Origin of the sequence: Stieleria neptunia (assembly GCF_007754155.1) — a bacterium.
GTDB classification, from domain to species: Bacteria; Planctomycetota; Planctomycetia; order Pirellulales; family Pirellulaceae; genus Stieleria; species Stieleria neptunia.
In genome coordinates this window covers 10,461,852-10,475,847 of the sequence record NZ_CP037423.1, presented here as the reverse complement: position 1 = coordinate 10,475,847, position 13,996 = coordinate 10,461,852, and the positions used below count along the sequence as shown (strand labels likewise).

Here is a 13,996-nt window from a genome sequence, read left to right as displayed (position 1 = left end):
ATGGTGAGCCGCTGGCCGTAAGGCCTCGGGCAGCGTCGCAGTGCCCGGCCGCTTACGCGTCGCGGCTCACAAAAACGACAGCCCGCGAGCCCTCCGGTGTTTTGGCAGAGAGGAAGAACCGGAGGGCTCGCGCCCTGCCGCTAAAACCTTAAGAAACCCAGGGGGGAAATGCTTTGCAGCGTTGCCCATCATTCTGCCACTCTCGTTTTCGCCAAGGCCGCCGTCTAGCGACGGCAACGCGATCGCCTGACACCGGAACGAACCGGCTGATGCTCCGCGAAGAATTTCGTTAATCTGATCTGTAGCGCTGACGCGCTCGCGGCCTGTCGATTGAGTCGACGTTCCGAAATACTTTTACCCCGAAGAGATTTGCAGATGGCAGAATTTGAATACCAAGACGTTGCCAAAATGATTGACCATTCGTTGCTCAATCCCACACTTACCACCGACGACTTGGAAGCGGGCATCCAGTTGGCGCTCGCCTATGACGTCGCCAGCGTCTGTATCATGCCGTACTACATGAAGACCTGTGCCCAGCGGCTGGCCGGCAGCACGGTCAAGGCGTCGACGACGATCGGGTTTCCCCACGGCGGACACACGACGGCGATCAAACGGGCCGAAGCGGAACAAGCGATTGCCGACGGCTGCGAAGAACTGGACATGGTCGTCAATCTCTCCAAGGTCCTCAGCGGTGATTGGGATGACGTGCGAAACGAGATTGCACAGATCGTCGAGATCGCCCACAAAGCCGGTCAAAAGGTCAAGGTGATCTTCGAAAACTCCTATCTCAACGACGAGCAAAAAATCCGTCTGTGTGAGATCTGCACCGAGGTGAACGCGGACTGGGTCAAGACCTCCACCGGTTACGGCAGCGGCGGGGCGACGCAAGAAGACTTGAAACTGATGCGCGAACATTCCGGCGACCACGTGCAAGTCAAAGCGGCCGGCGGCGTCCGCGATCTGGACACCTTGTTGGCCGTCCGCGCGATCGGCGTGACCCGATGTGGCGCCAGCCGGACCGCCGAGATCCTCGGCGAAGCCCGCAAACGATTGGGATTGCCCGAGATCGAAGCGACCGCATCGGACAACTCGGGGTATTAGCGGGCGAGGCAGAACACATTCTGCCGCGAGCCGGCTGATAGAATAGGGTCGTCCATCACGCCCGCCACCTTCGACCAGCCCCCGCACTCTTATGTATCGCTTCGTCGCACTGCTTCTCATCGGATCCAGCGTTGCGGCCGCCGTCGAGCCGCCGCGTTTGTTGGACCCCAACTTGCAAATCGAACTGATCGCGTCCGAACCGGAATTGGTGACGCCGACCGGTTGCTGCTTCGACGACGACGGCTCGCTGTTGGTCATCGAGTGTCACACGCACTTTCCGCCGGACGATTACGTCGGCCCCAAAACCGATCGCATCTACCGGTTCGATGACAGTGACGGCGACGGGGTGCTGGATCGGCAAACGCTGTTCTACGAAGGCGGGATCGCGACGATGAACATCGTCAACCTGGGCGACGGATCGTTTGCCGTCGCGACGCGGAGCGATGTCGTGCGGCTGCGTGATACCGACGGGGACAAGGTGGCCGATGAACGCATCGTCTTGTTGTCACACAACACCGCTGCGGTTTATCCCCACAACGGACTGGCGGGATTGACGCTGGGGCCCGACGGTTGGCTGTACGTCGGGCAAGGTGAAAATTTTGGCGAGCCTTATGAGTTGGTCGGAACGGACGGATCAAAACAGATCGGCGGCGGGGAAGGCGGGAACGTGTTTCGTTGCAAAACCGACGGCAGCGACGTGCAGCGTGTGGCAACCGGGTTTTGGAATCCCTTCGGTTTGTGCTTCGATTCCGCCCGGCGGCTATGGGGTGTCGGAAACGATCCCGACGCGATGCCCCCGAATCGCCTGATGCACATCGTCCCGGGCGGTGATTATGGATTTCAATTTCGCTTCGGCCGGGCCGGCGTTCATCCGCTGCAGGCCTGGGACGGAGAATTCCCGGGAACGTTGCCGATGACGGCCGGGACCGGCGAGGCCGCGTGTGCCGTCGCGATGCATGGGCAACACCTGTGGGTGACCAGTTGGGGCGACAATCGCATCGAACGCCACAGCTTGGTCCAGCGCGGGGCGACGTGGGGGACCACGTCCGAAACCGTCGTTCAGGGTGATGCCAATTTTCGTCCGGTCGCGATGGCGGTCGCTGCTGACGGCGCAGTCTACGTGACCGACTGGGTGGATCGCAGCTATCCGGTTCACCGCAAGGGACGGCTGTGGCGGGTGGTCCGTCAAACGGATGATGCGACCGCGACCGGCGACGAAGTGCCTGCGCTGACCGCCGCCGAACAGCAGGCCGCGGTGCTTCGTGACGACGGCACGCTCTCGATCGATGAACGACGGAAGGGGCTCGACAACGCCGATCCGTTTCTCCATCAGGCCGCCACGTTTGGACTGGTGCAAACCGACCAATTGGCGTCGCTGCGGCGCGAATCGGCAACGACCGCCGATCAACGCGTCGCCTTGCTGACCGCGTGGCGTTGGCAGGAACTGGTCGATCCGAGCAGTCTGGCCGCCGAGGAACGTCGCGTCCTGATGGAGTGGGGACTGCGGGACGAGTCCGAAGCCGTGTTGTTGGCGGCGATCCGTTGGGCGACCGAACGTGACTGCAAGGATCAACTTGCGGCAATTCAAGGTTTGCTGCAACGCCCCGAAACGTCGCCACGTCTGTTTTCAGCCGTGATCGCGTCGATCGCGTATTTGGAAACCGGTTCGGCGTCGCGACGAAGCCGTGATCCGGCGATCGAAAAGCTGTTGGTCGACTTCGCCGGCAATTCGAACGCGACGCCCAAGTTGCGCGCGATGGCCATCCGCCGGATCCCCGAAGCCGCCGAGACGCCGACCGACCAACAGCTTGGTCAATGGATCGACGATCAACCCGATCGTGTTTTTGCCAAGGAAGTCGTGCGTCTGTTGGCCGCTCGCAGCGGTAAAACAGCGTTGGATCTACTCGCTTCGATCGCCGCTGACGAACGATTCGACTTGCAGACCCGGGCCGACGCGTTGGCGGGCCTCTCACGCAACGCCGACGTGTATGCCGCGCTGATCAATCGCGCTTCCTTGCCGAAACAGCCGGAGACGTTGCGGGTGGAAGCAAGACGCATGCAGAAACGAAACTGGGGTGGCGATGAATCTCGTCCGGACAAGGACGACTTGGAGGCGTGGATGCCGTTGATCGCCGAAGGGGGCGATGTCGATGCGGGACGCCGCGTCTTTTTTCGCACCACTTGCGTCAACTGTCATCGGCACAGCGGGCGCGGGGCCCGGACCGGACCCGACTTGACCACCTTGTCGGGCAACATGACCAAAAAACGTGTGCTCGATTCGATCCTGCATCCCAGCAAAGAGGTCGGGCCGCTGTATGTGCCTTGGAAAATCCTGACGACTGATGGAAACGTCCTGACCGGGTTGAAACTGGATCGTGCCGGTGCCGGCAACAGCATGCGGTTTCAAGGTGTCGACGGAGAGATTTTTGAAGTCCCGCTGGCCGACGTCCAGCAGCAGGAACCGGTCGACCAATCGATCATGCCGACCGGATTGGAGGGCACGATGAGCATCGGAGAACTCCGCGACCTGATCGCGTTTTTGACGCAAGAGTGATGGGTGGGCGGCGTGGGACTCGACACCAACGGCGGAACGTTGCATCTTGATCCGCTCCACCGCGGGTTGCTCAACGGTTGGTCCGGCCGGGCAACACCAGCAGGTCGATGCCACCGTAATCGCTGGCGAATTCCAGCATCACGCGACGGCTTTCCTTGGCGACTTGCCAGCGGAGCAAGGTGCCGACGGAATGCTTGGGTTCATAGAGCAGGCCGAGTCGTTGACGCGTCGGCAAGTGCCAGACATAAACGCGACCGTCGCGGCGGCCTTCCAGTAGCGTCGTCCCGTCGTCGCTGATGTGCATGCATCGGACGGCATGATACTGTTGCTTGTCAATCAGCACGTTCGCCGTCTGGCGATCCATGACCCGGATGCGATTCTCGGCAACCAGCCCCAGTCGGGTTGCACCGGAATCCAAGCAGATGATGGACACGCGGATATCCGACGCAACCACCGTTTGGCGGCCTGAAGTGACATCGATGGCCAAGACTTGACGTGCGGCGGCATCATCCACGATCAGTGTCTTGCCGCCATCACACAGGACCGGCGACGCGTCATGCTCGATCTCGAATCGATTGACGAGTTCACTGGACGACCAGCCGTCGGTGGATCGCCACACGCACAGTTGCGTCCCCGATCCTGCCACCAGGGTGTCGCCCGGCGCGGACAATGCGACATCACGGTGTCCATCGAGCGGCGAGAGAATTTTGGCGAACGGTTTTTGGTCGGCGGTCCCGATGATCGAGATTGTTTGTCCGCTGGCAACGGCAAACATGCCGTCCACGATCGCCGGAGAGAAAACGGCGTGATGCTCGTCAAACGACTGGTGCTCGTTGCGGTGGACGTGATAGACGCTACCCGTTTGCGGGATCAAATAGCTTGCCAATATCGACCCGGGCCGTCTGCGAAGCTCGCTGGATCGAAGGTCATGTTGGTACCAGCGATGGATGTGGCCGTCCTGACCGGCGGAGACGAACGACGTGTCACCGGGCAGCGATGCCAGCGGCAAACGTTCATCGTATTCCGGTCGGTGGGCGAGGAACTGCGAGTAGATGCGGCCGGTCACCGATTCACCTCCGTTGGACGGAGAAAGCTGGAACGTTTGAATCTTGCCGCTGGAGTAACTCAATCGCAGCCACATGCCGTTGCCGGCGGCACAGATGGAGCGCGGATACGAGGCGCCCAGCGGGATTTGCCCCAACAATTTTCCGCTCTTGAAATCAAGGATGATCAACGACTCTTTGAACCGTTCGCCGGCGACCAGCCAGCGGTCATCCTGGCCGGCAAAGCACAACGTTCGGACGTTTTGAAGCGGCCGGGTGTCGATTTTCCGGATCTCCTTGCCCGACGTCATGTCGCGGACCGAGATGTGTTCCCGTGTCGGAACGATCAGCTTGGTACTGTCGCGCGAAAACAGCAGACTTTCGTGTCGATGATCATTGACGATGCGGAACGATTCCTTGCCTTCGGCATCACAGACCCACACCTCGCTGTACCGGGAACCCACGGCGACATGCCGTCCATCGCCAGACCAGCGGATCGTTTCGATACCGTTTGTCACGGGCGTCAAACGACGGATCAGAGTCCCGTCTTGCAGGTTCCAAAAGCACACCTTCCCGAGCTTGCTGCCGGTGGCGGCGGTGCGGCCGTCGGGGGAAATGGCGACCGCGTGGGCCGGTTCGTTGTGGGTTCCCAGCCGCTGCCCGCTGTCATCGGGTGCGTGAAGGTCCCAGAGTTTGACGTCACCGAGTTCGTCGACACTCAACGCTCGCTTGCCATCTGGCGTCACCGCCAGCCCGTTGACGGGCGCAGCATTCGCCAGCGAGCACCTGGTCGGACGTTCCGCGACGTTCATCAACAGGTTCGCCAAGTCGGGCGGCCGGGAGACGACGTCGGTCAGCGGGTCCGCGCGAAGGTCCGTGGCCAATTCGTGCAGCCGTGCCAAATCGTTGTCGTGCAGCGGTGAAAGCGCACGTTGCAATTTCAGTGCGTGGAGCAATTCGACCGCGTGCCGTTCACGTCTTTCACTCTCGCGCCGCGCTGCATCCACCGCCGCCACCTGCCAGAGCGAAACGCCGGAGATGACGATCAGGGTGGCCATCGCCAGCGCCAACACACTGAGTTCGACGCGATACTGACGCGCCGTTTTGCGGAACCGATACGCCCACGACGGTGGGCACGCTTCCACCGGCTTCCCATCGAGATACCGCCGCAAATCCGCCGCAAAGGCGCTGACCGACAAGTACCTTCGCTCGCGATCCCGATCGATCGCCTTCATCACGATCCAGTCCAATTCTCGCTTCAACAGCTTGGCATCAAAACCGGCACCACGAGTGCTCTTGTCTTGCCCAGCCGATGAACCGGATTGCAGGCCGCTGACGCGCTGACTCGGCCGATCGGGCTCCCGTCGCACAAGCAAACTGTAAAATTCGTCGACGCCGATCCGCTTGAGCGTTTTCTGAGCAATGGGCGTGGTGTCGGTCAGCAGTTCGTACAAGACGACACCGATCGAATAGACATCGACGCGGGTATCGATGTCGTAGTTCGTCCGCTTGGCCTGTTCCGGCGCCATGTACAGCGGGGTTCCGATCAGTTGTGAGCCGTGTGTCACCAATGATCTTCCGGCCAGATCGCCATCGAGCGCTTTGGCGACACCAAAATCGATGACTTTGATGACCGGTTTGCCGTCCTGTTGCGTGACCAGCACATTGGTGGGTTTCAGGTCGCGGTGGATCACGCCACGCTGGTGTGCATGGTGGACGGCCAGGCACAGATCGGCACACAATTCCAGTCGGTCTCGCAGGGTCAGTCCGTGCCGTTTGCAGTACTCAGTGATCGGAACGCCGCGAACGAGTTCCATCACAAAGTACGGACGGCCTCGCTCGGTCGTGCCGCTTTCAAAAACCTTTGCGATGTCGGTGTGATCCATCATCGCCAACGCTTGACGCTCGGCCCGGAATCGCTTGATCACCTCCTCTGAATCCATCCCCGGCTTGATCACCTTCACCGCGACTTCGCGCCGCACCGGCGACAGCTGTTCGGCCAGATAGACCGTTCCCATGCCGCCTTCACCGATCACCCGGACGAGTCGGTAGGAGGGGATCGAGGGCGGGGAGAAGTGGCTTGTGTCGTAAAACTCGGTGGAGGCGTCCGGGTTGGAAGAGCGATCCGAGCCGGCTTTTGTGACGCGATCGAGGCATTCGGTCAGCTTGCCTTCGACATCGTCGCTGTGGGGATCTTTGGCGTCAGCGTCGGCTCGATCCAAATGACTCAGCCGTTCACGCCGAGCCTGCAATAGACTCTCGACGCGTTTCCTTAAATCGGGGTTCTCGCGACACTGTTCGGCCAAAAACGCATCCTGCGCTGCTTCGTCTTCCAGCGCGATCGCTTGCTCGTACAGACGGCGGGCCGGCGGAGGCGTGGGTTGGCGGTTCACGGTTTAATCGCTCTCCAATTCGACGGCGAACCAGGAAAAGGCGTTCTCCCCATGTCGGTCGGCAACGGTTGTGACTTCGGCCATCCTCAACGTGACACCACGTGTGCTCGAGCGGGCCCACTGGTCCGATACAGACTGAAACCCGCGGGCAGTGTTTTCGTCAATGCAGTGTTTTCCCCTTAATGTAGTGCGCTCATTGTAACACACGGACTATTTTTTCACGCCAGAAAACGGCGTCACGATTCGCAGGGGACGGCGTCAGAGCCTCCCCGGCGAACGCCCAGGAAACACTGGCCGAGGGGGGCGTGTCCCAGGGTGGTCACTGCAATCACCCCTTGAGGTTGGTCCTGCGGGTTGCGTTGCGTTAAACTGGTGGCATGAGTCAATCCATTCATCACCGTCGTTTTGTGCTTCAATCGCTTGCCGGATCCCTCGCCCTGCCGGGCTTGTCATCGTTGCGGGCGGAGTCCGTTGGCGGCCATTCTCCTGTCCAGGATTCGCGTGGTGCCGGTGTGGGAGCACGTCGTTTCGTCGCGGTGGGCAACCTGCTCGGCTTTCAACAGAAACAATTTTTCCCCGAGACTCCCGGGCAAGCGTTCGAGGAAACCACGCTGCTCAAGCCGCTGGCCGACAACCGTGACCAGATCACCGTCTATCGCGGGCTCGATCATGGGCTGCGGGGTGGACACTTTGCGGTTCACACGTTTCTCTCCGGCGTGCTGCATCACGAATCCAAACAACGGCCCGACGGCAACGTCACCATCGACCAATTCATCGCCGATGAAATTGGAACGCAGACCCGATTTCCATCGCTCACCGTCGGTTCCGAAGGCGGCATCCATGGCGGTTGCCAGCTTTCTTGGACCAAGTCCGGCGTCCGCGTGCCCCCGATCACCGGCCCGGCCGAACTGTTCGAAAAACTGTTCGTCTCCGAGTCGAAAGCACGTCGGGCGCAGCAGGTCCGGGAAAATTCGCTGCAGGCTTCGATCCTGGATTCGATCGTCGAAGAGGCGGGCTCGCTTTCGGGGCGCGTCAATCGAGAAGACAAGGCCAAGTTGGACGAGTACTTCAGCTCGATCCGCGACGTCGAAAAACGACTGCAATCGCGTCGCCAGTGGGCCGACCAGCCGAAGCCCGAACCGCCTTTCGAAAAACCGGCCGACAAGAATACGGTCGAGGATCTTCCGTTGTTGTACGAATTGATCGCTCTGGCCCTGCAGACCGACTCGACGCGCGTCGCCACCTTGGAAATCGGCGGCAGCTTTCTGCCGCAAAACCTCGGGATCGACAAGTCCTATCACAGCCTTTCGCATCACGGTAACGACGACGAAGCGATCGCGAACCTGATCACGCTGGAAACGTACCAGTTGGAACAGTTCGGCAAATTCTTAAGCCGACTGGCCGCCATCGAGGATGGGGAGCAGACGTTGCTCGATTCGACGGCGGTGCTGTTCGGCAGTGGAATGGGCAACGGAAATTCGCACACCAACACCGATCTACCGATCGTGTTGGCCGGCGGCGGTTACGGTCGCGGCGAATTTAAAAAGGTCGCCAGCGATGGCCCCGCCAAGGTTCCCCTGTGCAACCTGTTCGTCGACATCGCCCAACGGATGGGAGTCCAGACGGAATCGTTCGGAACCAGTACCGGCACCTTCTGTTAATCGCGAGCACATCATGCTTTCCTTGCAGTGCTTCGGCCGGCGATGGATTCGCGCCGCGCGGACCATCGTGGTTGTTCTTGCCGCGGGCATCCCGCTGCGTGCGGCCGAATCGGACCCCGACGCCCAACCTGACACAACGCCCCAGGCGGTCGTCGCCGACTTCCTCGGTCGGTACTGCGCCGAGTGTCACAACGCCGATTCGGCCGAGGGCGACCGCGAATTTGACTCGTTCAAGTTGCCCTTTGCCTCGGCGGAACAACAGATCACCGCTGACGAAATTGTCGATCAAGTGACGCTCAAAGTGATGCCGCCGGAGGATGCAACGCAGCCGACCGATGGTGAGCGACTGGCACTGTTGGGCGCGTTGCGAGACGGCATCGAAGCGTCCCGCGAACAATTTCGAAGCACGGGCGGGAGGACGGTGATCCGCCGGCTTTCCAATCGTGAATACGAAAACACGCTGGCGACGTTGTTTGATCGCCGCGTCGACACGCTGGGACTGACCGCCGATTTTCCCAAGGACAACACCGTCGGCCACATGGACAATCTGGGCGAATCCCTGGTGACGTCCGGCTTTCTGCTCGATCAATACTTTCAAGCCGCCAGCCGGCTGGTGGAGGCCCGTCTTGGCAAACCGGCGATGGAACCCAAGACGTGGCATTTCACCGACAACTTTCGGCAATACGAAGAACTGTCGAACCCGCATCGGCATGCCTTCCAATACGAGTACCTGTGTCTGTACGAACAGCCCAACACCGACACGCGTCAGGGCGGCTACGGACACATCGAAGATTTTCTGGACGGCGTGCCGGTCGCCGGGCTGTATGACATCGACGTCCACGCCCAAGCGATGCACCGCGACACCCACTACGATCCGAAAATCTTCCGTATCGACTTTTCCGAACCCTTTCAACTGGCCGTCGTTCCGGGCGACGTGACGAAGGGACACATTCACTATCCCCAAGCGATCGAACCGATTTTGGGACGCGCGATCGTGCCGGATGACCAGCCGGAATGGTTGACGTTCCGCGTCTGGCTGGAAGCCGGGCAGACGCCGCGATTGATCTTTCCCAACGGTCCCTACGAATCGCGGGCGTCGGTGATCGCAGTCAACAAACGGTACAAGGACGAGTTTGATCCCAAGAAATACAGTGCCGGCGTCAGTCGGACCCACATCCTTCGCGAAGGCGCACTGCCCCACATTCGGATCGGGGAGTTCAAGGTTCACGGCCCGATCGAGGAACCCGATGGCGGGAAGGAGGAGCTTGCGGTCTTTGGTCCGGAAGGGTTCCAGGCCGATCGGGCGCTTGAGCAATTGTTCGCGTTCGGGCGGCGTGCCTACCGACGCCCGTTGAACGACTCCGATCGCGATCGCATCGAGTCGTTTTATCAGCAGCGATTGTCCGACGATGCGGCGCCGCGACAGGCGGCCTTGGACACGTTGAAGATGATGCTTTGTTCGCCGTCGTTTCTGTACCTTAGCGAAATCACTCCGGAAGAAGAAACGTTGCTCGGACCCTACGATCTCGCCTCGCGCTTGTCGTATGCCCTGTGGGCAGCGCCACCGGATGCCGTGCTGTTCGCCGCGGCGGACAACGGCAAGCTGACCGGTCCTGGCGAGTTAAAAAAACAGATCGTCCGAATGCTCGACGACGAGCGTTCCGAGGCATTCGTCAGCGGCTTCACCGACAGCTGGTTGAACCTGCGAGAGATCGGCAACCTGCCGCCGCCGCGCAAAGCCGCCCCGCAGTACTACTCCGAAAACTTGCCGGAGTCGATGAAGCAGGAAGCGAGGCGGTTCTTTCGTCATCTGCTGGACAAGGACGGTCCGGTGAGCGATTTTTTGGACGCGGATTACACCTTTGTCGACAAGAAGCTCGCCAAGTTGTACGGCTTGCCCGAGCAGGACACACTTCGCTTGGCCGACGGCTTTCAGCGGGTCTCTCTGGCCGACAACAAGCAACGTGGCGGCGTACTCGCAATGGCCGGCGTGTTGACCGTCAGCGCCAATGGAGTCGATACGTCGCCGGTGACCCGCGGCGTGTGGGTGATGGAAAACATCCTCGGCACCCCACCGCCCCCGCCGCCGGACGAGGTCCCGTCGATCGACGCCGATGTCAGCGGAGCGACCACGATTCGCGAGAAGTTGTCCAAGCACAGCGAAGACAAAACGTGTTTCGTCTGCCATCGGAACATTGACCCGCTCGGCTTCGCGCTGGAAACCTTTGATCCGATCGGACGCTGGCGTTCGAAGTACCCGAAGCCCAAGGGCAAGGCCCCCGCGGCAACGATCGACGCTTCGGGAAAGTTACCGTCGGGAGAAACGTTTGAGGATTTTGCGAGCTTCAAAGCGGTCTTGCGAGCGAGTCGTCACGAGTTATTCCAACGCAGCCTGATCGAGAAACTACTGACGTACGCGACGGGCAGACAGATGGAACCCGCCGACCGCTTCGCGATCGACGACATCGTCGCACGCGTTCAAGCCGACGATGACGCCGGGCTGCGCACGGTCGTGATCGAAGTCCTGACCAGCGAACTCTTTCGTTCACGCTAACACACAACCGCAACTCCGTTTTCAGCTCAACCCGCACTCCCCCTATCCTGCCTGTTTTCCCAAAAAGGTGTCCGACACCTTTTTGGGCTCCGGCCACGTTGCGTGCTGCGGACTCAACCGGCTACACGCTCTGCGATTGAACGTGACTTGTTTCAGATCGATTCAGCGCGCCCAAAGCTAATCGCTCGCACCGGTTTCCGTGTCGTTCTCAAACAGCTCCGCAGCCTCACCAAGCGCTTTTTGAATCATACACCAGACGATGGGGCGATCCTGATACGGAAGCGGCGGCCCGGCCGGCTCGGCAAGCTGCGGGCGTGAACCAGACCGACGAGCCGAATTCCGAGTGGCGATTCCCAGCGGTCGATGCAACCGACTGCGTCATCGGTTTCGATCGTACGTTGCTTACCGGGATAACAACCGCGCAATGGGACCAATAGGACGTAGGGGCCCATCTGTCCTATTGGTCCTATCGATCGCGGGGCCCTTCGGCGCGGCGGTGGTAGGCACCGAGGCGACGGTCGCCGTTGCGCGCAGTCTGTTTCGGCGCAACGTTCGCACTCGGCAGAAATCGTTCAGCACGCCCCTGCGGCAATGCACGCGCCGCTGGAGTGGAAGCAACCGGTGCGGTTCACGCGGCGGCGGTGAGGGCTTGCGGTTGGGCGAGGGCGACGATGGTGATGCCGTGTTGCTTTGCCAGACGGAACGTTTCTTCACGCTCGACCAGGATCGTCTTGCCGGCTTCGATCACGATCGCGGTGCCGCCGTTTTCGGCCACGCGGGTGACCGTTTGGGGGCCGATCGTGGGAACGTCAAACCGCATGTCCTGATTCGGCTTGCTGACTTTGACCAGTGTCCATCCGCCGCGGCGGCACAGCGTGCCGGTTCGCGCGATGCACTCGTCGGTCCCCTCGACCGCTTCGACGGCCAGCACCGTGCCGTCTTTGATGGTGATCGATTGGCCGATGTCCATGCCGCCCATTTGTTTGGCGACTTGCCAACCGAACTCGGCGTCGCGCGACTGTTTTTTCGTCAGGGGTGTCCCGATCAAATGGCCTTGGTCCACGAGCAGCTCCGGGGCAAAATCGGTGGCGGGGCAGATGGTCAATGAGTGTCTTGCGTACGTGTTGGTGACGGCCAACAGCAAACTGTCGTCGCGTGAATCGGGGCGGTTGCCCAACAAGCAGGGGCCGAAGGTGCGAATCGCGGTCCAGTCGGGACAATGCTTGATCCAGACGCTGCCTTGAAACAGCAACTCGGATTTGAACAGCTTGCCGGCCATCGTGACTTGGTCAATGCCGTGGCGTCGAAAGTAGCGAAGGTGGGCACCGATCTTGCCGACGCCGGACCATTTCACATGGTCGCAGATCGACTCCAATTCCGTCGACGCGTGGTCGGTGATCGCGATGCAGCAAACGCGTCGACCGCTGGCGATCACATGCTCGGCGACTTCGACGGGGAAACTGCCCCAGCCGGCGATCAATCCGATCGGCGGTTGGTCGTGTCGGTTTGACGATGACGAAAATCCGGGCAACAGCTTGCGAATCAGTTCCCGGCCGTATCCACCGCGCCGGATCATGCCGCTCGCTCCGCGTCTCCGCGATCGGATGCGGTTTCGCGCTGTTCAGATGCGCCCGGTTCGGATGCGCCCGGTTCGGGTTCGCCGTCGGCAAGCTGCTCGGTCATCGCATCGAGTCGCTTCCGCAGCGTTCTCAGCTCGCGACGCATCTCGGGCAACTTTCGCTCGATCGCAAAGATTTGCATCTGGTCGCGTTGCGGCATCGCGGGTGATCCCAGATAGACTTGATGTCCCTGGCAATCATCCATCACCCCGGCCTTGGCGCCGACGATCGTGTGGTCGCCCAGGGTGATGTGGTCTTTCAGTCCGACTTGGCCGGCCAGGATCACATAGTCGCCGGTGCGACAGGAGCCGGCGATTCCGACTTGGCTGCAGATCAAATTGTGACGGCCGATTTGGCAGTTGTGGGCGATCATCACCTGGTTGTCGATTTTCGTCCCTTCGCCGATTCGCGTCGCACCGTAGCTGCCACGGTCGATCGTGACGCCGGCGCCGACGTCGACGTCCGAGTCGATGCGAACGTATCCGAGTTGGGCCGACGGCAGGTGCCGACCGTTCTTTTGCCGGTATCCAAAGCCCTGGGCTCCGATGACCGTTCCGGCATGCAAGATCACGCGATCACCCAACGAGGAGTATTCGTAGAGTGTGACGCCGGGGTACAGCACACAGTCGTCCCCGATCGTGCAGCCTGGCATGATGACCACGTTGGGCATCACCAACGTTCGCTCACCGATCGTCACGCCCGCACAAACCGTTGCCGTGGGATGAACCTTGGCCGAATTGGCGATCGCCGCGGAGGAATCGACGCCCACGCCGGGAAGCGAAACCGGGATCGGGGGACGAAAATGCGAAACCACGGTCGCAAAGGCGGCGCGGGGATCGGCGACGATGATTTGGGGGCGTGGGTCCGAATCGATGCGTTCGGCACAGAGGACCGCCATGGCTTTGGATGACGCCAGATTCGCCGACGGGTTCGGCCCGACCAGCATGGTGATTTCCGTTGGCGTCGCCTGATCCGGCGGGTTGGTTCCGCCGCAGATCAACGCGCCGTCACCGTGGAGCGTCCCGCCAACCATCTGGGCTATTTCATCAAGTCGGATTCCCACGGCGAAGT

At 60.9% G+C, this 13,996-nt stretch carries 7 protein-coding genes; 4 read left to right on the top strand and 3 right to left on the bottom strand.

Annotated features, from left to right (window positions below; all coding sequences use genetic code 11):
• The first annotated feature begins 375 nt into the window (after nucleotides 1-375).
• Together deoC and Enr13x_RS36015 are read left to right on the top strand one after the other, a co-directional pair.
• Nucleotides 376-1,101: a deoxyribose-phosphate aldolase gene (gene deoC / locus Enr13x_RS36020; protein ID WP_145391760.1), complete on the top strand. Its 726-nt coding sequence runs from the start codon at nucleotides 376-378 to the stop codon at nucleotides 1,099-1,101.
• 91 nt (nucleotides 1,102-1,192) lie between these two features.
• Nucleotides 1,193-3,655: a PVC-type heme-binding CxxCH protein gene (locus Enr13x_RS36015; protein ID WP_145391759.1), complete on the top strand. Its 2,463-nt coding sequence runs from the start codon at nucleotides 1,193-1,195 to the stop codon at nucleotides 3,653-3,655.
• Nucleotides 3,656-3,725: 70 nt separating this feature from the next.
• On the opposite strand, the gene Enr13x_RS36010 is transcribed toward Enr13x_RS36015, so the two are convergent.
• A complete protein-coding gene (locus tag Enr13x_RS36010) occupies nucleotides 3,726-7,091 on the bottom strand; it encodes a serine/threonine-protein kinase (protein WP_145391758.1) in 3,366 nt (1,121 codons plus the stop codon).
• A 377-nt stretch (nucleotides 7,092-7,468) separates the two neighbouring features.
• Here Enr13x_RS36010 and Enr13x_RS36005 point away from each other — a divergent pair, with 377 nt between their 5' ends.
• Together Enr13x_RS36005 and Enr13x_RS36000 are read left to right on the top strand one after the other, a co-directional pair.
• The gene (locus tag Enr13x_RS36005) at nucleotides 7,469-8,752 is read left to right on the top strand and encodes a DUF1552 domain-containing protein (RefSeq protein ID WP_145391757.1); all 1,284 of its coding nucleotides are present in this window, start codon (nucleotides 7,469-7,471) and stop codon (nucleotides 8,750-8,752) included.
• A 13-nt stretch (nucleotides 8,753-8,765) separates the two neighbouring features.
• Entirely contained in the window at nucleotides 8,766-11,306 is a 2,541-nt protein-coding gene (locus Enr13x_RS36000; protein WP_145391756.1) for a DUF1592 domain-containing protein, read from the top strand.
• Between the two features lie 628 nt (nucleotides 11,307-11,934).
• Here Enr13x_RS36000 and Enr13x_RS35995 read toward each other — a convergent pair.
• Both Enr13x_RS35995 and lpxD read right to left on the bottom strand, forming a co-directional pair.
• Entirely contained in the window at nucleotides 11,935-12,882 is a 948-nt protein-coding gene (locus tag Enr13x_RS35995; RefSeq protein ID WP_145391755.1) for an LpxI family protein, read from the bottom strand.
• Nucleotides 12,879-13,988 (bottom strand): UDP-3-O-(3-hydroxymyristoyl)glucosamine N-acyltransferase, encoded by a 1,110-nt coding sequence (gene lpxD / locus Enr13x_RS39275; RefSeq protein ID WP_231743990.1) that lies wholly within the window; start codon nucleotides 13,986-13,988, stop codon nucleotides 12,879-12,881. Before lpxD ends, Enr13x_RS35995 begins: the two co-directional genes overlap by 4 nt.
• Between the last annotated feature and the right edge of the window lie 8 nt (nucleotides 13,989-13,996).

Excerpts from the sequence above, each read along its gene's own strand:
- deoC (WP_145391760.1), top strand. The coding sequence starts at position 376 with ATGGCAGAATTTGAATACCAAGACGTTGCCAAAATGATTGACCATTCG.
- Enr13x_RS36015 (WP_145391759.1), top strand. The coding sequence starts at position 1,193 with ATGTATCGCTTCGTCGCACTGCTTCTCATCGGATCCAGCGTTGCGGCC.
- Enr13x_RS36005 (WP_145391757.1), top strand. The coding sequence starts at position 7,469 with ATGAGTCAATCCATTCATCACCGTCGTTTTGTGCTTCAATCGCTTGCC.
- Enr13x_RS36000 (WP_145391756.1), top strand. The coding sequence starts at position 8,766 with ATGCTTTCCTTGCAGTGCTTCGGCCGGCGATGGATTCGCGCCGCGCGG.
- Enr13x_RS35995 (WP_145391755.1), bottom strand. The coding sequence starts at position 12,882 with ATGATCCGGCGCGGTGGATACGGCCGGGAACTGATTCGCAAGCTGTTG.